General features: G+C 61.3%; 19 protein-coding genes. 16 read left to right on the top strand and 3 right to left on the bottom strand.

Features of this window, described 5'->3' with window-relative positions; all coding sequences use genetic code 11:
• Positions 1 to 82 precede the first annotated feature (82 nt).
• The 10 genes from pepN (at position 83) to TR61_RS19580 (ending at position 9674) form a co-directional block, all read left to right on the top strand.
• Positions 83 to 2659, top strand: a complete 2577-nt coding sequence (pepN, locus tag TR61_RS02880; RefSeq protein WP_050928045.1) for an aminopeptidase N — start codon at positions 83 to 85, stop codon at positions 2657 to 2659.
• Positions 2656 to 3375, top strand: a complete 720-nt coding sequence (locus TR61_RS02875; RefSeq protein ID WP_050928044.1) for an SDR family oxidoreductase — start codon at positions 2656 to 2658, stop codon at positions 3373 to 3375. The genes pepN and TR61_RS02875 overlap by 4 nt, the downstream gene beginning before the upstream one ends.
• A complete protein-coding gene (locus TR61_RS02870) occupies positions 3375 to 3806 on the top strand; it encodes a hypothetical protein (RefSeq protein WP_050928043.1) in 432 nt (143 codons plus the stop codon). The genes TR61_RS02875 and TR61_RS02870 overlap by 1 nt, the downstream gene beginning before the upstream one ends.
• A gap of 134 nt (positions 3807 to 3940) precedes the next feature.
• Positions 3941 to 5197 (top strand): hypothetical protein, encoded by a 1257-nt coding sequence (locus tag TR61_RS02865; protein WP_082181819.1) that lies wholly within the window; start codon positions 3941 to 3943, stop codon positions 5195 to 5197.
• A 68-nt stretch (positions 5198 to 5265) separates the two neighbouring features.
• Positions 5266 to 6777: an Asp-tRNA(Asn)/Glu-tRNA(Gln) amidotransferase subunit GatB gene (gene gatB / locus TR61_RS02860; protein WP_050928042.1), complete on the top strand. Its 1512-nt coding sequence runs from the start codon at positions 5266 to 5268 to the stop codon at positions 6775 to 6777.
• A gap of 450 nt (positions 6778 to 7227) precedes the next feature.
• Entirely contained in the window at positions 7228 to 7494 is a 267-nt protein-coding gene (locus tag TR61_RS02855; protein WP_245626802.1) for a hypothetical protein, read from the top strand.
• Between the two features lie 99 nt (positions 7495 to 7593).
• Positions 7594 to 8163, top strand: a complete 570-nt coding sequence (locus tag TR61_RS02850) for an MASE1 domain-containing protein (protein WP_050928040.1) — start codon at positions 7594 to 7596, stop codon at positions 8161 to 8163.
• 126 nt (positions 8164 to 8289) lie between these two features.
• Entirely contained in the window at positions 8290 to 8643 is a 354-nt protein-coding gene (locus TR61_RS02845) for a carboxymuconolactone decarboxylase family protein (RefSeq protein WP_050928039.1), read from the top strand.
• 73 nt (positions 8644 to 8716) lie between these two features.
• Positions 8717 to 9190, top strand: coding sequence for a thioesterase family protein (locus TR61_RS02840; RefSeq protein WP_050928038.1), 474 nt, complete (start codon positions 8717 to 8719; stop codon positions 9188 to 9190).
• A 61-nt stretch (positions 9191 to 9251) separates the two neighbouring features.
• The gene (locus TR61_RS19580) at positions 9252 to 9674 is read left to right on the top strand and encodes a DUF4177 domain-containing protein (RefSeq protein WP_082181818.1); all 423 of its coding nucleotides are present in this window, start codon (positions 9252 to 9254) and stop codon (positions 9672 to 9674) included.
• A gap of 2 nt (positions 9675 to 9676) precedes the next feature.
• Here the strand turns inward: TR61_RS19580 and TR61_RS02830 are convergent, their stop codons facing one another.
• Positions 9677 to 9934: a BolA family protein gene (locus tag TR61_RS02830; RefSeq protein ID WP_050928037.1), complete on the bottom strand. Its 258-nt coding sequence runs from the start codon at positions 9932 to 9934 to the stop codon at positions 9677 to 9679.
• Between the two features lie 138 nt (positions 9935 to 10072).
• Between TR61_RS02830 and TR61_RS02825 the strand changes: the two genes are divergently transcribed.
• The 6 genes from TR61_RS02825 (at position 10073) to TR61_RS02800 (ending at position 16861) form a co-directional block, all read left to right on the top strand.
• Positions 10073 to 10696: a DnaJ domain-containing protein gene (locus TR61_RS02825; RefSeq protein WP_050928036.1), complete on the top strand. Its 624-nt coding sequence runs from the start codon at positions 10073 to 10075 to the stop codon at positions 10694 to 10696.
• A 223-nt stretch (positions 10697 to 10919) separates the two neighbouring features.
• A complete protein-coding gene (gene cobS / locus TR61_RS02820; RefSeq protein WP_050928128.1) occupies positions 10920 to 11906 on the top strand; it encodes a cobaltochelatase subunit CobS in 987 nt (328 codons plus the stop codon).
• A 1-nt stretch (position 11907) separates the two neighbouring features.
• Complete coding sequence (locus tag TR61_RS02815; protein ID WP_050928035.1) at positions 11908 to 12585, top strand: aspartate/glutamate racemase family protein; 678 nt, start codon at positions 11908 to 11910, stop codon at positions 12583 to 12585.
• Positions 12582 to 14459 (top strand): cobaltochelatase subunit CobT, encoded by a 1878-nt coding sequence (gene cobT / locus TR61_RS02810; protein WP_050928034.1) that lies wholly within the window; start codon positions 12582 to 12584, stop codon positions 14457 to 14459. Before TR61_RS02815 ends, cobT begins: the two co-directional genes overlap by 4 nt.
• A 172-nt stretch (positions 14460 to 14631) precedes the next feature.
• Positions 14632 to 16425 carry an aminopeptidase P family protein gene (locus tag TR61_RS02805; RefSeq protein ID WP_050928033.1) on the top strand — a complete coding sequence of 598 codons (1794 nt, stop codon included), beginning with the start codon at positions 14632 to 14634 and terminating at the stop codon, positions 16423 to 16425.
• Between the two features lie 91 nt (positions 16426 to 16516).
• Entirely contained in the window at positions 16517 to 16861 is a 345-nt protein-coding gene (locus tag TR61_RS02800) for a DUF427 domain-containing protein (RefSeq protein ID WP_050928032.1), read from the top strand.
• Between the two features lie 37 nt (positions 16862 to 16898).
• On the opposite strand, the gene TR61_RS02795 is transcribed toward TR61_RS02800, so the two are convergent.
• Together TR61_RS02795 and recN are read right to left on the bottom strand one after the other, a co-directional pair.
• Positions 16899 to 18584, bottom strand: coding sequence for a chloride channel protein (locus TR61_RS02795; RefSeq protein WP_050928031.1), 1686 nt, complete (start codon positions 18582 to 18584; stop codon positions 16899 to 16901).
• A 91-nt stretch (positions 18585 to 18675) separates the two neighbouring features.
• Positions 18676 to 20325 carry a DNA repair protein RecN gene (recN, locus tag TR61_RS02790; RefSeq protein ID WP_050928030.1) on the bottom strand — a complete coding sequence of 550 codons (1650 nt, stop codon included), beginning with the start codon at positions 20323 to 20325 and terminating at the stop codon, positions 18676 to 18678.
• Positions 20326 to 20341: the final 16 nt, after the last annotated feature.

Genomic DNA, 20341 nt, shown 5'->3' with positions numbered 1-20341 from the left:
GCCAAGCGCCCATGGAAACCCCGCTTGCAGCCCTATCTGGATCGACATACCGTCTGCCCGTTCAACTGACATGAGGACCGCGATGCGCGACGCTGCCCCGACGACGATTTACCTGAAAGACTATGCCCCGTTCGGCTATTGTGTGGACAATGTGGAGCTGGAGTTCACGCTGCACCCCACAGCCACCCGCGTGAAAAGCCGCATCGCATTCCGGCCCAACCCCGAGACGACGGATCGGACGTTTTTTCTGCATGGCGAGCAATTGAAGCTGATCAGCGCGGCCATCGACGGGGCGCCCGTTACGCCAGAGGTGACCGACACAGGCCTGACCTGCGATGCACCCGACGCGCCCTTCACCTTCGAGGCGGAGGTCGAGATCAACCCCCAGGCCAACACCGCGCTGGAGGGGCTTTACATGTCGAACGGCATGTATTGCACCCAATGCGAGGCCGAGGGGTTCCGCAAAATCACCTATTACCCGGACCGCCCGGATGTGATGGGCGTTTTCACCGTGCGCATCACCGCCCCGCAGGACGAGATGCCCGTGCTGCTCTCAAACGGCAATCCCGAAGGCATGGGCAGCGATGCGCCCGACACGCATTACGCTGTCTGGCATGACCCGTGGCCCAAGCCCGCGTATCTGTTTGCTTTGGTTGCTGGCCATCTGATCGCGCATGAGGACAGCTTTACCACCGCGTCCGGCAAACATGTGAAACTGGCGATCTGGGTCCGGCCCGGGGACGAGCACAAATGCGCCTTCGCCATGGAAGCGCTGAAGAAATCCATGACCTGGGATGAAGAGGTTTACGGGCGCGAATACGATCTGGACGAATTCAACATCGTGGCCGTGGATGATTTCAACATGGGCGCGATGGAGAATAAGGGGCTGAACATCTTCAACTCGTCGGCCGTTCTGGCCTCCCCCGAAACCGCGACCGATCTGAATTTTGAACGGATCGAAGCCATCGTCGCGCATGAGTATTTCCACAACTGGACCGGCAATCGGATCACCTGCCGGGATTGGTTCCAGCTGTGTCTGAAGGAAGGGCTGACGGTCTATCGCGATGCCCAGTTCACCGCCGATATGCGCTCGGCTCCGGTCAAGCGGATCAACGATGTGATCGACTTGCGTGGGCGGCAGTTTCCCGAAGACCAGGGGCCGCTTTCGCACCCTGTCAGGCCCGAAAGCTTTCAGGAAATCAACAACTTCTATACCGCAACAGTCTATGAAAAAGGCGCTGAGGTCATAGGCATGCTCAAGCGCCTTGTTGGCGATGAGGCCTATAAAAAGGCGCTGGATCTCTATTTCGACCGGCACGATGGGCAGGCCTGCACCATCGAAGACTGGCTGAAGGTGTTCGAAGACACCACCGGCCGCGATCTGAGCCAGTTTAAGCGCTGGTATTCTCAGGCCGGAACGCCTCGGCTGAGCGTTGCGGAGGCGTGGGAGGACGGCACCTATACCCTCACCTTCACGCAAACCCTGCCGCCCAGCGCCACGACACCCGATCCGCAGCCGCAGGTCATTCCGATCAATATTGGCCTCTTGTCCCCCAACGGGGATGAGGTCGTGCCCACCACGATGCTTGAGATGACGGAAGCAACCCAGAGCTTTACCTTTGACGGCCTTGCGACGAAACCCACCCCATCGATCCTGCGGGATTTCTCGGCGCCGGTTGTGCTTGATCGCGAGGCAGACAGTGCTGAGCGTGCCTTTCTGCTGGCCCATGACACCGATCCGTTCAATCGCTGGGAAGCAGGCCGTGCCTTGGCGCGGGCCACGCTGAGCGCCATGGCCACCGAAGGTGCCACGCCGGAAACCGCCTATTTGGACGGGATCGCGGCGGTGCTGCGTGACGACAGCCTTGATCCGGCCTATCGCGCGCTGATGCTGGGCATGCCGGGGCAGTCGGACCTGGCGGGCTCCATCGCGCAGGCGGGGATGACGCCGGATCCGATGAAGATCTGGCAGGCGTCCGAGACGCTGAAACAGGCGCTGGCCCAGCATTGCCAGGACCTTCTGCCGCGCCTTTATGCGGAATCTCATGTCGATGCCCCCTACCGCCCCGATGCCGAACAATCGGGCAAGCGCGCGCTGGCCAGTGCGGCGCTGTCGCTGCTCTCCCGGCTGGATGGCGGAGCGCAGGCGGCGCAACAGTACCAAAAGGCCGACAATATGACCTTGCAGCTGTCTGCTTTGGGATGTCTGCTCTCTGCCGAAGCCGGGGAAGAAGAGCTGCAAGCCTTCTACGACCAGTGGCAGGCCGACCGGCTGGTGATCGACAAATGGTTCATGTTGCAAATCGTGCATGCCGATCCAACCAAGGCCGCAGCCGTCACGCAAACCCTCACAGAACACCCTGATTTCAATTGGAAAAACCCAAATCGCTTCCGCTCGACCCTTGGCGCTTTTGCGATGAACCATGCAGGGTTTCACGCCGCCGATGGCTCGGGCTATGGGCTGATGACCGATTGGCTGATCAAGCTGGATCCGGTCAACCCACAGACCACAGCACGGATGTGTTCGGCGTTCCAGACCTGGAAGCGCTATGACGGCGACCGCCAAGGCCTGATGCGCGACGCGATGGAGCGGATCATGGGGCAACAGGGCCTCTCTCGTGACACCGGTGAAATGATTGGCAGGATTTTGAACGCATGACACGTAAAACCATTCTTATTACCGGCGCGTCCGCCGGGATCGGTGCTGCCTGCGCGCGGCTCGCAGCCGAACGGGGCTATGACCTTTATCTCAACTACAATTCCGATGCGGCGGGTGCCGAAGCCTCTGCCGAAGCGGCGCGGGCTGCCGGGGCCACGGCGACAGTTCTTCAGGCCGATGTGGGCGATCCCGAAGCGATCTCAGCCATGTTTGCGCATATCCCCCGGCTGGACGGGCTGATCAACAATGCAGGCATCGTGGGCCAGACCGCGCGGCTGACCGATATGGACCACGCGCGGCTGAAACGGATGTTCGATGTCAATGTGATCGGCGCAATGCTGGTCGCGAAAGAGGCCGTTTTGCGCATGGACAAGGGCGTGATCGTCAATGTCTCGTCCGCCGCGGCGCGGTTGGGATCGGGCAATCAGTACCTCGATTATGCCGCCTCCAAAGGGGCCATCGACACTTTCACCAAGGGTCTGTCGGACGAGGTCGCGGGCCAGGGTATCCGCGTCGTATCTGTCAGGCCCGGCATCATCGACACCGACATCCACGCCAAGGGGGGCGAACCTGACCGCGCGGACCGCCTTGCACCCAAGGTGCCGATGAAGCGCAAGGGAACAGCCGAAGAAGTGGCCGAGGTGATCTTGTGGCTGATGTCGGATCAGGCCAGCTATGTCACCGGAAGCGCCATCGACGTCACCGGCGGGCGCTGATGGCGGACCCGTTTCAGTATGAAACCAGCGGGCGCAGCACGCGTGCGCTGATCATACTGGCCTGTATCTATACCGTCTTGCTGGGAGCCTGGCTGCTGCTTGACGCGGCCTGGTGGATCGTTGTGTTCGTTGCGCTGTTCACCCTGCCCGCGCTTTGGGATATCTACACCAATCGCCGCGCAGGCCTGCGGCTTGGCGACGATCGCCTGGAATGGTGGAGCGGGCGCGGCCAGGCCCATATGGACCTGGCCGAGATCGACCATATGCGCTTTGACACGCGGCTGGATTTTTCCGTGAGGGTCAGCGCCGTGACGCCCGATAAGACGCGCATTCGCCTGCCCTATGATGCGCTTCCGCCGCACAAGATCCTCGAGGCCGAATGCCAAAATCGCGGGCTTAGAACCGAACGACATCATTTCTCTCTGCTCTGACTGCAGCTGCGCCCCAGCTTTGCCGGAAAAACAGCTTGGATTTGCCTGCCCCCCTCCATCCAGCTGCCATCAATTCGTCCAAAACACCGCCTATTCCCAAGGGAACGAGCGTGAACGAGTATTGCAGGACGGCCATGGAAAATTCAGGACCTTTTTCGCGTTGGGCGCGACAGGTAAAGGCATGGGCCAGCCCTGCCGATGATGTGCTGGATCCGCTCTTGCCCACGGCCGCGCGCGCCTCTCTGGCCGATGCGGAACGTCTGCTGCATATCCCCGTCCGCAACACCACCGAAGAAGATGATGAATGCACCCGCCTGCGCAGCGTGGGCCAATTTCTGGCGCGCCAGGACCGCTGGTGCGATCTGGCGGCCAAGATCCGCATGGCCGAACGCGCGCGGTCGAAAACGCCGGGCGGTATGCCGGTGACCGATCTTCTGGCCTTTGGCGCGCGCAATGACGTGGTGGCCGCCGCCGAACACGCGATTTCAGAAGGCGTGCCTGCAGGATCGCCTGCGCTTTTGTCTGGGATCGGCGGGCTCGAGGCGGTTCTGTCCGAACATGATACCGACCCGGCCATCGCACTGGTTGTGGCCCTTGCCCATATCGACATTGGATGGGCCTGGCGCGGATCGGATGCTGAGATCGACGTACCCAAACAACACAAATCAGCCTTTGCCGCGCATTTCGACCGCGCAGGCAAGATCCTCGACCGGTTCAACGGGGTCGAACTCGACAGCCCTGCGCTGGCGGCTGCACGATGTGCTCTGCTGCCGGGATTGCGCGATCCACGCGCCCGCATTGCCGATGATTACGAGGATCTGATCGACCTTGACCCCCATAACGAGCGTCACATGCGCGCCATGGGCAACCACCTGCTGCCGCGTTGGTTCGGCGATTATGCCCAGCTTGAGCTTGAGGCGCGGCGCACCGCTTCGCGCAGCCAGGATATCTGGGGCCATGCGGGATATACCTGGGTCATGTTCGACGCGGTCGCCAATGACGAAGGCGCCTGCGCGGTGGTGGATACCGATTTCTTTATTGACGGGCTGAAGGACATTCTTCTGCGCAGACCCGGTCAGGCCACCGCAAACCTGCTGGCGGCTTATTGCGCGGTCTCCATCGCGCGCCACGGGCCGCATCACGCCACCGCCCCCACCCTTGCGGCCTGCGCCGAATGGGTGATCCGTGACCATATGACCGAATTGCACCCGCTTATCTGGGCCCATGCGGCCGAAGGGTTTGACAATGCCGCCTCAGTCACCTCGCTCAGCCGGTTTGCCGCCCATGGCAAGGCGCGCGCGCTTGCGGTGCTGAGCGATCTGTTCGAGGCCGAGATTGCCGAAGGTCAGCAGATCACCTTTACCCCGGAAGGGGTTGAGATCACGCCCTGACCCTCTTGCCCAGCCCCATCCGCTGGCCTAGAAGCCTTGCGTGATATGACGCGAGAGAGGCCTGCACCATGCTGGATCTGACTTACGACGCCCCAAAGCCCAAAACCATCGCCGGCGCCAAGCACGATTGGGAGCTTGTGATCGGGATGGAGGTACATGCGCAGGTCTCGTCCAAGGCCAAGCTTTTCTCGGGCGCGTCCACGCAATTTGGGGCCGAACCCAATTCGAACGTCGCTTTCGTGGATGCCGCAATGCCGGGCATGCTGCCGGTCATCAACGAATTCTGCGTGGAACAGGCGGTGCGCACCGGGCTTGGGCTGAAAGCCCAGATCAACCTCGTAAGTGCCTTTGATCGCAAGAATTATTTCTATCCCGACCTGCCGCAGGGCTATCAGATCAGCCAGCTTTACCACCCGATCGTCGGCGAAGGCGAAGTGCTGGTCGAGATGGGCGAAGGCGTGGCGCGCCGGGTACGGATCGAACGGATCCATATCGAACAGGACGCGGGGAAATCCATTCACGACATGGATCCCAACATGTCTTTCGTGGACCTGAACCGCACTGGCGTCGCGCTGATGGAAATCGTCTCGCGCCCTGATATCCGCGGACCAGAAGAAGCCGCTGCCTATCTGACCAAGCTGCGGCAGATCATGCTGTACCTGGGCACCTGTGACGGGAACATGCAGAACGGCAACATGCGAGCGGATGTGAACGTGTCGATCTGCCGGCCCGGCGATTACGAGAAGTATCAGGAAACACAGGATTTTTCCCACCTTGGCACGCGCTGCGAGATCAAGAACATGAACTCCATGCGCTTCATCCAGCAGGCGATCGAAGTTGAAGCGCGCCGCCAGATCGCCATTGTCGAGGCGGGCGGCGAAGTGGTGCAGGAAACCCGGCTCTACGATCCCGACAAGGGCGAAACGCGGTCCATGCGTTCGAAGGAAGAGGCGCATGATTACCGCTATTTCCCCGACCCTGATCTGCTGCCGCTGGAGATCGAACAGGCCTGGGTCGATGAGATTGCCGCCAATCTGCCAGAGCTTCCGGACGAGAAAAAGGCACGCTTTATCAAGGACTTCGGCCTGACCGATTATGACGCATCGGTGCTGACGGCCGAGGTGGAAGCCGCCGCGTATTTCGAAAACGTGGCTGCGGGCCGCGACGGAAAGATGGCCGCGAACTGGGTGATCAACGAGCTGTTCGGCCGGCTCAAGAAGGAAGATCATGACATCACCGAAAGCCCTGTCTCTCCGGCGCAACTGGGCGGGATCATCGACCTGATCGCCAAGGGCGATATCAGCGGAAAAATCGCCAAGGACCTGTTCGAGATCGTCTATACAGAAGGCGGCGATCCTGCTGAAATTGTTGAAGAAAAAGGCATGAAGCAGGTCACCGACACGGGCGCGATTGAAGCGGCCGTCGACCAGGTGATCGCCGACAATCCCGCGCAGGTCGAAAAGGCGAAACAGAACCCGAAACTGGCGGGCTGGTTCGTGGGTCAGGTGATGAAGGCGACCGGCGGTAAAGCCAACCCGAAAGCCGTGAACGAAATCGTGGCTGCCAAGCTGGGTCTGTGACCCACGCCCTGTGTTTTGTGCGTTTTGTACAAGACTTGCGGGTGCGATTGTTCGTTTTGCACCCGCAAAATGCTGTGGGCACCTCGCCCTCTGAGCATATGAAACACGTTTGAGCGAGGCGCGCCAAGCGTCTTCCAAGACGCTTGCGCCGGCAAGATGGTTGAGGGCAGTTGCGGATTGACGCAACGCAAAGAAATGGCGACAGGCAAAAAAAATTTCCCCGGTCGATTGCCACGACCGGGGAAGAAATTATTTCAAATACCGGGATTTCACCACTCACGGATACTTCCCGGCGAAGATGCTCAAACAGTTTTGGAAAATTGTCAATGTGATAGTTTTTTGCATCCCCACTTGACCTGAAGAGGTGTAAACGGGCATTGCAGAGGACATGCATATTTCAGGATATTCGATTTCGTGAATAAGATTACGACACTGTTTGAGCTAAGATGCATGTTTCGCGAGATGGAGCGGGACATCGGGCTGGACGATCTGACACCGACCGAACTTGACGTTTTTCTTGCCGCCCATGCAGTGACACCCAAGGAGGGCGAAGCGGTGCCGTCTGATCAGATCCGCAGGCACTCGCTGGTCTCGGAGTTGGCGCAGGCGACCTATCACCGCGCGCTCAGATCCCTTCTTGAACTGGGGCTGCTTGAGCGGGCCGATGGGTATAAATCGCGCCATTATGTGGTTCGAAGCGAACGGGCGGACTCATGAACCTGAGTAAGCTGAAAACTTGATTAAGCACTGTAAAACAATGATTTATGACGCGCTATTGACGTCAATCAGATATGTCTTGGGCAGGATTGTGCCGTGATGAGTTTTCTTTGGATCGTTGCGGCATATGTGCTGTGCCACGGTCTGACGACTTTTTTGGTCTATCCGCTCCAATCCAGTGTTCTTCCCGAAGCGACCGTCTTTGCCAGTTTGATCTATTTGCCCCATGGTGTCCGGGTTCTGGCCACTTGGGCCCTGGGCTGGAAGGCCCTTCCGGCGTTGGTTCTGGGCAGCGTGCTGGCATCGGTGATGTTTACCCCCAGCGACGATCTGAACCTGCTGGAACCTGTGTTGATCGAAAGCATTCTGGTGGGTGCGGTTTCGGCATTTCTGGCCTTTGAGCTGTTTCGGCTGGCGGGGTTCCATTTCTATTCGGGCGGCGCGCAGAGACTGCGATGGAGGGGCATGATTCTGATTGGCGCAGTGTCGTCGGTGATCAACTCTGTCGGGCAAACGCTTGTTTTTTCGGGAATCATGCAGTTCGACCTGGCCAATGAAGTCCTACTGATCTACGCGGTTGGCGATCTGCTGGGGCTTGTCCTGTGTATGGTGGCGCTGATGTATATCTTTCGCTGGATGCGCGGCAGACGCAGTTCCGTGCAACGCTAGGGTCGCGCCTTTACAGGTGCGATTTGAATGCATCACGCTCGCTTTTTCACAGGTTTGATCCAGCTCAAAACACCGGGCGGTGCACGGTGTTAGGCGCTTTTCTGCAAGAGCCAAAAGGAGCGCCAGATGAGCAACACGTCCTATCCCGCATTGACCGATGCAATCTCGAGGCAGGTGGGTCAGTTAAGACAGGGTATCCCCGCCACGATGAAGGGGTTTGCGGCCCTGGCGCAGGGCGCAACGCAGAGTGCGGCACTGGATGAAAAGACCAAGGAACTGATCGCCATGGGCATCGCCATTGCTCTGCGCTGCGACGGCTGCATCGGGTTTCACACCCGCACCCTGATCAAACTGGGCACGACACGGGCCGAGTTTCAGGAGATTTTGGGCGTCGCTGTCTATATGGGCGGGGGTCCGTCGCTGATGTATGCCGCGCAGGCGCTGGATGCCTGGGAGCAGTTCGACGGCCCGACCGACTGAGCGGCGGCGGGGCCTTGTCCTTGGGCAGTGCGCTGGCATAGGGTCCGCGCGTTGAAAGCCGCAAGGGATCCTCATGACCGCCCCCCACCGTTCCCGCATGATGACGGTCGAACCGCAATGGATCGACTATAATGGCCATCTGAACATGGCCTATTACAACGTCCTGTTCGACCGGGGCGCGGATGATCTGTTTTCCGAGTTCGGGATCGGTCCGAATTACCCCAAAACACGCGGCTTCAGCACGTTTTCGGCCGAGTTTCACGTCTGCTATCTGCGCGAGCTAAAGGAAGGGGATGCGGTTTACGTGACCTCTCAGCTGATCGACATGGATGAGAAGCGGTTTCATTTCTATCAGGAGCTTCACCATGCGGATGGCTGGCTGTCGGCCACGGGGGAAGGGCTGGGCCTGCATATCGACATCAGCGGGCCCAGGGTCGCGCCCATGCCCGAGGATGTGTTTTCAAAAATGCAGGGGGTCTTGCAGGCGCATAAGGCCCTGCCCCGGCCTGAACGGGTGGGCCGCAAGATTGGAATCCCGCGGGGCTGAGCCACTGGCTCCTTTGGCCAGGGCGGGTTAGACTGCGTTTTCGTGTGAGTGAGAATTGGACATGCCGGAATTCGAATACAAAGTAGTGCCCGCCCCGACCAAGGGCGCGAAGGCCAAAGGTGTGAAAACGCCAGAGGCGCGGTTCGCCCATGCGGTGGAAACCCTGATGAACGAACTGGCCGGTGAAGGCTGGGAATACGTGCGCGCCGACATGCTGCCCAGCGAAGAACGGCAGGGTCTGACCGGATCGACGACGAATTGGCGCAATCTGCTGGTGTTTCGCAGGGTGCGCGGCGGCAGCCTGGAGGTGTTTGCCCCGCGCGAGATTGCGGCCCCTGCCCCCGTGTCGGCGGAGGCGCGGCGTGATCCGCCCCCGCTGCAACCTGTGCCCGTCGAGGGGCCGCGCGCGGAAGACATCAGCGCAGGCGCCGGTGTCACCGCCGGATTGAGAGCCCGCGCGGCCGCGATCAAAGCGGCAGAATAGCGTTACGCGTCGATATCCAAAGCCAAGGCGTGGATCCGGCCCACCAGTTCGGGGCCCAGCGCCGCATGGACCGCGCGGTGGCGCGCAATACGGCTTTGCCCCTTGAACGCGTCGGACCGGATGCGCACATTGAAATGGCTTTCTCCGCCCTCCTGATATCCGGCATGGCCGCGATGGCTTTCGCTGTCGTCGATCACCTCCAACTCGCGCGGGGCGAACGCGGATTGTAGTTTCTGGGTGATCTCTGAAGTGACGCTCATGTGCTGTGCCTTTTTGCGGATTTACGTGGGGAAGCGATTTTTTTGCCCCCGCCCTCTTCTATCTGGTGGCGGACAGATTAAACTCAGCCGTCCGAGTCGAAAAGAGCGGCGCGCCGAGCAGTCGGAAGGTGATGTGTTATGAGCAAAAGTGATCCCTTTGGGTTTGATATGTCGGTTTCTTCCGCAAAGAAGAAGAACCCGCGCGGGCGGCGTGGCATGTCGGGGGCGTCTGAGACCTCGACCCGGATTTGCGATCACGACGGCTGCGAGGAGCCGGGGAAATATCGCGCGCCCAAGGCGCCGGATGTGCTGGATGATTACTTCTGGTTCTGCCAGCAGCATGTGCGGGAATATAACCAGAAGTGGAATTTCTTCGACGGCACGACGGAGGCCGAGATCAACGCCCAGCAATCCAAGGACAAGGTTTGGGAGCGTCAGACCAAGCCGATGGGCGATCCGGAAGCGCGGGCCTGGGCGCGGCTGGGCATCGAGGATCCGCATCAGGTTCTGGGCGGCAATGCCACGAAAAACCCCGGACGCAGTACCGGCGGGCGCAAGCTGCCCCCCACGGAAAAACGCGCGATCGAGATCCTGGAGGCCGAAGCCACCTGGACCAAGACGGAGATCCGCAAAGCCTATAAGAAGCTAATCAAGGTGCTGCACCCAGATATGAATGGCGGCGACCGCAGTCAGGAAGAACAGCTTCAGGAAGTTGTCTGGGCGTGGGACCAGATCAAGGTCAGCCGCAGCTTCAAGGAATGAGCAGGCAGAGTTTGACGCAAACTCTGCCCCATCTCTGACGCAGAGATAGGGACATTCGAGTGGGGGAATTTGCGTCAAATTCCCCGCGTTTTCTGCGTCAGAAAACGCAATCTGACAGCGGGGGCAAAAACCCGGCCTTCCCCTTGCACGTCACCGCAATATGTTGCACCACGTGCGGGTTGGAAAACGGGCCTGCCACCGGGCAGGAATGAAAGGACATCTTATGGCTGACGGCGCAATCGACATGAATGCCAAACCCACCGAAGACGTATCGGTGCGCGAGGTCTTTGGCATCGACACTGACATGATGGTACGCGCCTTTCCCGAGCGGACCGAACGGGTGCCGGATGTCGACCATACCTACAAGTTCGACCCCGAAACCACGCTGGCCATTCTGGCGGGCTTTTCGCGCAACCGGCGTGTGATGATCCAGGGCTATCACGGCACCGGGAAGTCGACCCATATCGAACAGGTCGCTGCGCGTCTGAACTGGCCCACGGTGCGGGTGAATCTGGACAGCCACATCTCCCGGATCGACCTGATCGGGAAGGACGCGATCAAGCTGCGCGACGGCATGCAGGTGACCGAATTCCACGAAGGCATCCTGCCCTGGGCGCTGCGCAACCCCTGCGCCATCGTATTCGACGAATATGACGCAGGCCGCGCGGATGTGATGTTCGTGATCCAGCGGGTGCTGGAGCATGACGGCAAGCTGACCCTTCTGGATCAGAACGAGATCATCACACCGAACCCCTATTTCCGCCTGTTCGCCACGGCCAACACCGTGGGTCTGGGCGACACGACGGGCCTTTATCACGGCACGCAGCAGATCAACCAGGCACAGATGGACCGCTGGTCGCTGGTGGCGACGCTGAACTATCTGAGCCATGACGCTGAAGTGGCGATCGTTCTGGCCAAAGCGCCGCATTACAACACCGAGAAGGGCCGCAAGACGGTTGGTCAAATGGTGACGCTGGCGGATCTGACGCGGACGGCCTTTATGAATGGCGATCTGTCCACGGTGATGAGCCCGCGGACCGTGATCACCTGGGCGCAAAACGCCGAGATCTTCCGCAATGTGGGTTATGCGTTCCGGCTGAGCTTCCTGAACAAATGCGACGAGCTGGAGCGCCAGACCGTTGCGGAGTTCTATCAGCGCTGCTTTGACGAGGAACTGCCAGAAAGTGCGGCGAGCGCCGCGCTGGTCTGAGATGCATATCGGCCTGATCGGCGGGATCGGGGTGGCGGCCACGGTCGCCTATTACCAGCGTTTGACAGCGGCCGTTGATCGGATCGAACTGACCATTGCTCACGCGCAAGTCTCTGACCTTGAGCGGAATTTCAACGCCGATGACCGAGCGGCGCAGGCGCAGATCTATGCCGGGCTGATTGACGGGTTGAAGGCTGCGGGCTGTGACTGCGTGGCGATCACGTCGTTGGGTGGGCATTTCTGTTTTGCGGAGACGGTGGCGCTGTCTTCCCTACCGCTGGTGAGTGGGGTCACGCCGCTGGATCCGTATTTTGAAAGAGAAGAACTGGGAACGATCGGCATTCTTGGGACCGGGCGCGTAATGGAGACGGGGTTTTACGGCGCGCTTGAGAAGACCACCGCCTTGGTGCCGGAAGGCGATCTGGGCAGGATCGGGCAGGCCTATCAAGCGATGGCAATCCGGGGCGCGGCCAGGGCTGAGGAGACAGCGATGTTCCTGGCGGAAGGGCAAAAGCTGATCGACCGGGGCGCGGATGCGGTGGTTCTGGGCGGCACGGATCTGGGCCTTGTGTTTGACGCGGCCGATCCGGGGTATAGGGTTGTGGATGCGCTGGACATCCACGTGGATGTGTTGGCGCGGCTGGCGACAGGGCAGATGACTTTGGACGATGTGACATGAACAAACCCACCGACAATCCGGCCGATCCTTTCAAGAAGGCCCTGGCCGAAGCCACGAAGGTGATGGCGGACGACCCTGAGCTTTCGGTGAGCTATTCGGTTGACCCCTCGGGCCTGTCGGGGGATGCCATGCGCCTGCCGCAGGTCTCTCGCCGGATGAGCCGGGAAGAGGTTCTGCTGGCACGCGGCACCGCCGATGCGCTGGCGTTGCAGCACAAGTATCACGACGCGGGCACACATGCGAAATATGCCCCTGCGGGCGAGATGGCGCGCGATCTTTATGAGGCGATGGAGATGGCGCGCTGCGAGGCGATGGGCGCGCGGGACATGCCCGGAACGGCCGGAAATATCGACGTGAAGATCGCCCATGAGGCGCTGCGGCGGGGCTATGACCAAGTGAAGGAGGCGTCGGAGGCGCCTTTGGCTGTCGCGGCGGGCTATCTGATCCGGCACTTGGCGACGGGGCGCGATTTGCCCGGCGGAGCACAGAACGTCATGGATCTGTGGCGCGGGTTTATCGAGGATCAGGCCGGCGGCACCTTGGAAAACCTGCAGGATATCCTGGCGGATCAGTCGGAATTTGCCCGCTTCGCGCGGCAGGTGATCACCGATCTGGGCTATGGCGATCAGCTGGGCGACGATCCGGATGAGATCGACGAAGACGAAGAAGACGGCGCAGAGGAAAACGCCGAAGAGGAGCAGGATCCCGACAGCACCGGTCAGGATGACAGCGAGGAAGAAGACGCGGAAGCCAATCCCGAACAGGCTCAGGAAGATCAGCAGGACGCCGCCCAAGCTCAGGTCAGCATGGATGACATGGCCGATCAGGAGATGGGCGAAGAGACCGAGATGCCCGAGGGCGAGGCTCCGCTGGAACCCCCTGCCCCTCAGCCCGTGTCGGATGCCGATCCGGATTACAAAGTCTACAAGACCGACAATGACGAGGAGATCGGCGCGGAAGAATTGGCTGATCCGGTGGAGCTGGAACGGCTGCGCGCCTATCTGGACCAGCAGCTGGAGCCGTTGAAAGGCGCGGTATCGCGGCTGGCCAACAAGCTGCAGCGGCGCTTGCAGGCGCAGCAGAACCGCAGCTGGGAGTTCGATCGGGAGGAAGGTATTCTGGATGCCGGTCGTCTGGCGCGGGTGGTGGCGAACCCGACGACGCCTTTGTCCTTCAAGGTCGAGAAGGATACCGAGTTCCGCGACACGGTGGTGACGCTTTTGCTGGACAATTCCGGCTCCATGCGCGGGCGGCCCATTTCGATTGCTGCGATCTGTGCCGATGTTCTGGCACGCACGCTGGAGCGCTGCGACGTAAAGGTGGAAATTCTGGGTTTTACCACACGCGCGTGGAAAGGCGGTCAGGCGCGGGAGGCGTGGTTGAATGACGGGCGGCCTCAGACGCCGGGACGGCTGAACGATCTGCGCCACATCATCTATAAATCCGCCGATGCGCCATGGCGGCGGACGCGGCCCAATCTGGGGCTGATGATGAAGGAAGGCCTTCTGAAGGAAAACATCGATGGAGAGGCGCTGGAATGGGCGCACCGGCGGATGCTGGCGCGACGCGAGCAGCGCAAGATCCTGATGGTGATTTCGGATGGCGCGCCGGTGGACGATTCAACTTTGTCCGTGAACCCTGCGAATTACCTGGAAAAACACCTGCGTGACGTGATTGCGATGGTGGAGAAGAAGAAGCTGGTGGAACTGCTGGCCATCGGTATCGGCCATGACGTGACGCGCTATTATGACCGGGCGGTGACCATCACGGATGTGGAGCAATTGGCCGGTGCGATGACGGAACAGCTGGCGTCGCTGTTTGATTCCGATCCGCGCGCAAGGGCCCGCGTGATGGGGATGAAACGCGCCAGTTGAGTGTTGCGCTGCCGGGCTGGCGGCGGGATTCCGTATTTGGAAAGAGAAGAAGACGGGCCGTTCCGGCAAGGGCGGCCCGCCGGTGTGTAGAGGGCGCAGGTCATCTGCGCGATGAGCGCTGGACTTTCACTCAGCCGCGCGCCAAGTCTTTGACCTGAAAGGGAGAGCGTTCATGTTTCAGACATTCGACGTCACCGCGCGCCCCGATCAGGGTCCGCCGCGTTTGGCCGCGTTGCGCGAGGAAATGGAAGCGGAGGGGTTGGATGGTTTCATCGTGCCCCGTGCGGATGCCCATCAGGGAGAATATGTGGCTGCACGCGATGCGCGGCTGGCGTGGCTGACGGGCTTTACCGGATCGGCCGGGTTTTGCGTGGCGCTGGCTGAAAAGGCGGGGGTGTTCATCGACGGGCGCTATCGCACGCAGGTGAAGGCTCAGGTCGATCTGGATCACTTCACGCCTGTGCCCTGGCCCGAGACCACGCTGGCCGATTGGCTGAAAGACCAGTTCGATGGCGCGGCCCGGATCGGGTTTGATCCCTGGCTGATGTCACAAAGCCAGGTGGCGCAGGCGCGCGATGCTCTGGATGGCAGCGGGATCGAGCTGGTGCCCGTGGCGGACAACCTCGTGGACCGCATCTGGGAGGATCAGCCTGCCCCGCCCATGGAACCCGCCAAGGTGCATCCGCTGGAATTCGCGGGCGAGGCGCATGAGGACAAACGCGTGCGCCTGGCCCAAGACCTGCGCCAGCAGGGTCTGGCGGCGGCGGTGATCACCCTTCCCGACAGTATCATGTGGCTGCTGAATATCCGCGGCGCGGATGTTGAGCGGAACCCGGTCATGCAATGCTTTGCCATTCTCCATGCAGATGGGCGGGTCGATCTGTTTACCCATCCGGAAAAGCTGACTGATCTGGGGGATCATCTGGGTGACGCGGTGCAGCAGGCCGAGCCTGACGCGCTAGAGGAGACCGTACGCGCTTTGAAGGGCCGTGTGCTTCTGGCAAGTGAAACTGTACCCTATGCCCTCTTCGAGGCCTGCGCCGAGCCGGTTCTGGGCCGCGACCCATGCGCCCTGCCCAAGGCGCGCAAGAACCCGGTCGAGATTGCCGGTACGGCAGAGGCGCATCTGCGCGATGCGGTCGCGATGATCGAACTTTTGGCCTGGCTTGACGATCAGACACCCGGCAGCCTGACCGAGATTTCGGTGGTCAAGAAGCTGGAGGAACTGCGGCGCAAGGATAATGCGCTGCAGGATATCTCGTTCGATACGATCTCGGGCACCGGGCCCAATGGGGCGATCATGCATTACCGGGTGACCGAAGAGACCGACAGCGTGCTGGAAAACGGTCATCTGCTGGTTCTGGACAGTGGCGGACAATATCTGGACGGCACCACCGATATCACCCGGACCATTGCCATCGGCGATGTGGGGGACGAGGAAAAAGCCTGCTATACCCGCGTGTTGCAGGGCATGATTGCCATGTCGCGCCTGATCTGGCCCAAGGGGCTGGCGGGCCGCGACATCGAAATGGCAGGGCGCATGCCGCTTTGGTTGGCGCATCAGGATTTCGACCATGGCCTGGGCCATGGTGTTGGCACCTATCTGAACGTGCATGAAGGCCCCCAACGGTTGAGCCGGGTCAGCCAGGTGCCTCTGGAGCCGGGCATGATCCTGTCGAACGAGCCGGGGTACTACCGTGAGGGGGCCTTCGGCATCCGGCTGGAAAACCTGATCGTGGTGGAAGAGGTCGAAGTGCCCATGGGCGGCGATGCGCATCGGCCCATGCTGTCCTGGCGCACGCTGACATTCGTGCCGCTGGACCGGCGCCTGATCCTGCCCGATATGATGAGCCGCGAGGAGCTGGCCTGGCTGAACAGATATCACGCCGAGGTGCGGGAAAAACTGCACTCACGTCTGGGCAAGGCGGCGCAGATGTGGTTGGATGCGGCTTCTGCCCCGATCTGACTTTTGCGCGTGTGACAGGCGCTTTGCGTGTTACACCTGTGTCGCTTTGTTCGGGCAGATGAATTTGAAGATCTGAGGAGGAGGGCCGGGAATGGCTGACCATATTCGCATTCGCAAGGCAGAAGGTGTCTGGACCGTGCGGTCTGGTGGGGCCGTGTTGGGTGAAAGCGCCAATGCGCTGGAACTGAGCGAGGGCGACTATCCTCCGGTGATCTATTTTCCGCGCGGCGATATTGCGATGGCCTTTCTGGATCGCACCGAAAAGACAACTCATTGCCCGCACAAGGGGGATGCCAGCTATTTTTCGATCGTGAACAAATCCGGCACGATCGAGAACGCGGTGTGGAGCTATGAAGATCCGAAGGAGTCCGTGGCGGCCATCAAGGATCATCTGGCCTTCTATGTGGGCGATCGGGTGACCGTGGAACGGGTCTGACGCGCAGGCGGTCAATCTTCACACCTGCGCTGCGGGCCTAGGAGTGTTCTTCCGCAGCCGTCGCGGCCAGAGCCCGGTTATAAGCCTTCAGCGCATCGACCTGGAACAACGCGCCCTGCAACTCGGGCGCTGCGTTCTCCCCGGTCAGCGTCACAACCGGGATGAAGGACACCGACATGCGGTCAAAGACGGGCATTGCGGCCTCAAGCGTGGCAGAGGCGTCGATATAGATGCCCTCGGCAATCATGTCCCAGCATTCCGATACGGGGGCTGCACGCTGATGCTCCAACTCGCGCATGACAGAAGAGACCCTGAACATCGCCAGCAGATACGCCTGTGGTCCCGCGGCCAGGTGAATTCCGCGCCGTTCCAGCTGACTTAGGAAGAAGGACCTGTCCACGAGGCGGGAGGCAAGCGCGGTCGAAAGCGACACTGACACCATCACCGCAAGCCCGGTCTGCCAGTCGCCGGTCAGTTCAAACACGATCAGCGTGGTGGAAATCGGCGCACCCAGCACAGCCGCCGCAACCGCACCGGTGCCCGCAAGCGCGTAGAGGGTGTAAGAGCCTGACACGTCAGGAAAGACCGAGGTGGCGATCAGCCCAAAGCCCAGCCCCGTCAGCGCACCGAGCATCAGCGAGGGCGAGAAAACCCCACCGCCCATCCGGCCCGCAATGGTGATCGCGACGGCGATGACCTTGAGGATCGCAAAAACAATGACCTCGTGCAGCAAGAGCCCGCCTGCAAGGGCGCGTGTGGTCGTCTCATATCCGACGCCAATGATATGGGGAAACCATATCGCCAACGCACCCAGCAGAAGCCCTGCAATGGCCGGCCTGAGCCAGCGCGGCAGGCCCGTACGGCTTTGGATGTGATCTGCGAAGTCTTCGGCAAAGAAGATGGATTTCATCAGCGCCACGGCAACAAGGCCGGAGATCAGGCCAAGAAGCATGAAGGCGGGCAGTTCGACATAGAATTGCAGCGCGCCGTTTTGCTGCAGGGAAAATTCGGTGATATCACCGAACTCCAACCGGTTGATCACAGTGCCCGCAACCGAGGCGATGGCGATGGGGGCAAAGGCGTGCACGGCGAAATGGCGCAGCACCACCTCAAGCGCGAAGAGCGCCCCGGCGATGGGCGCGTTGAAGCTGGCCGAGACAGCCGCGGCCACCGCACACCCCAGAAGGTCGCGCCCGGTGATGCCATCGGCCTTGATCCAGCGGGAGACTTTCGTCGAGAGCACACCTGCCAGGTGGACCACCGGCCCTTCCCGGCCCGAAGACCCGCCAGAGCTGAGCGTGATGAGCGATGCGACGGCCGAGGCCAACCCGGCCCGCGTTTCCACCCGGCCATCATGCAATGCGGCCCCTTCGATCACATCCGCCACCGACCGGACGCGGCCATCCGGCGTGAAACGGTGCAGGATCAGCCCCACGATCAGCCCGCCCACAACGGGGATCAGAAGGATCATGTACCAGGGCAACGATTCCGCATGGGTGTGGATCATCTGGATATCGTCTGACCTGTACAGCCAAGCCTGTAGCGCCTCGATCCCTTTGCGGAACAAAAGCGCAGCAAAGCCAGCCGCGATCCCGATGGCCAGCGCAATGAACCAGAACTGCACCTGAGACGGCCCGCGCAGGCGCAGCACGCGCCAGCCTTCCTTGCAGGCGCTGACGGCCTGATCCAGCTGTTGAGACAGAAGTGAGCGTTCGCGGGCCATCGACCTGCCTTTGGCCAGGGTTCATCCCTGTCTAGGACAGAGAGGCCGGACAGAAAAGCCCGTTCATGCTCAATAAGATGAGAGACGTGCTTTATGCATCCAGAAGCGCACGGGCGGCGGCGCGCGCCTCGTCCGTGACGGTGTCGCCTGCCAGCATCCGCGCAATCTCGTCCACGCGGGCGGTTTCGGGCAGCGGGGTCACGGTAGACAGGGTCGCGCCATCGCGGACCTGTTTTTCCACCCGCCAGTGATGTGCGCCGCGCGCAGCCACCTGGGGGGAATGGGTGACGACCAGAACCTGTCCCTGCCCCGCCAGCGACGCAAGGCGCCGGCCCACGGCATCGGCGGTGGCCCCGCCCACACCGCGGTCGATCTCGTCAAAGATCAGGGTGCGGCCGCTGTCGGTGCCGGTCAGACAGACCTTCAGCGCAAGAAGAAACCGGCTGAGTTCCCCGCCCGAAGCGATCTTGTTAAGCGGCCCGGCTGGCGCGCCCGGGTTGGTGGCCACGGTAAAAGTGACCGCATCGCGCCCTTCGGGGCCGGGATCGGTGGGCGCGATCTGTGTTTCGAACACGGCGCGATCCATTTTCAGGGGCGCGAGTTCCGCCATCACCGCCTTGTCCAGCTTTTGCGCCGCGGCTTGACGGGCCTGGGTCAGCGCCGTCGCGGCGGCGTCATAAGCTGCCTCCGCCGCCTTGAGCGCCTTTGCCCGCGTGCCCAAACCGGCCTCCCCCGCGTCAAGGGCTGCAAGCCGCCCGCGCAGGTCTTCCGCGAAATCGCCCAGATCGTCAGGGGCCACGCCATGTTTGCGGGCCAGCGCGCGTATGGCAAAGAGGCGTTCTTCGGCCTCTTCCAGCTCGGCCGGATTGAAATCAAGGCTTTCCAGCACCCGTTCCACGCCGGATTGCGCCTCTCCCAATTCCACAAGGGCGCGGGACAAGGCCGCAATGGGTTCATCCAGCGCCTCGCCGGCCTGATCGGCCACCCCTTCCAGCCAGCGGGCAGCGTCGCTGAGCGCGCCTTCACCGCCTTCAATCCCCAGAAGCTGATGCGCGCGGGCAATGTCGTCGCGGATCTTTTCGGCGGCTTGCATCATGCGGCGGCGGGTGTCGAGGGTGGCTTCCTCCCCCGGTTCGGGGTTGAGCGTGTCGAGTTCCTTCACCGAGTGGCGCAGAAAATCTTCTTCAGCGCGCGCGGCGGCGACCTGTTCTTCCAACGCTTTCAGGGCCTTGCTCGCCTCTGCCATGTCGGCCCACGCGGTTTTGACCCCGTTCACAAGGTCGTCATACCCCCCGAATTCATCCAGAAGCAGACGATGGCCGCGCGGGTTCAGAAGCCCCCGGTCATCATGCTGGCCATGCAGTTCGATCAGCACATCCGACAGCGCACGCAGCACGTCCCCGCTGGCGCGGCGATCATTGATCCAGGCGGTCTTGCGCCCGTCAGCCGTATTGATCCGGCGCAGGATCAGTTCGTCGCCCGACGGCAGCCCGGCCTCGTCCAGGATGGCGCGTGCCGGATGTCCCTCGCCCAGATCGAAGACGGCCACGACCTCACCCTGATCGGCGCCCTGACGGACAAGTTCAGCCCGGCCCCGCCAGCCCAGCACGAAACCCAGCGAATCCAGAAGGATGGACTTGCCTGCACCGGTCTCTCCGGTCAGCACGTTGAGACCCGGCTGCAGCTCAAGCTCCAGCCGGTCAATGATCAGCATGTCCCTGATTTCAAGCGCTCGCAGCATCGCTCACCTGTGGGAT

The sequence above is a fragment of the Aestuariivita boseongensis genome (genome assembly GCF_001262635.1).
Taxonomy (GTDB): domain Bacteria; phylum Pseudomonadota; class Alphaproteobacteria; order Rhodobacterales; family Rhodobacteraceae; genus Aestuariivita; species Aestuariivita boseongensis.
This window is presented reverse-complemented; position numbering and strand designations above follow the sequence as displayed.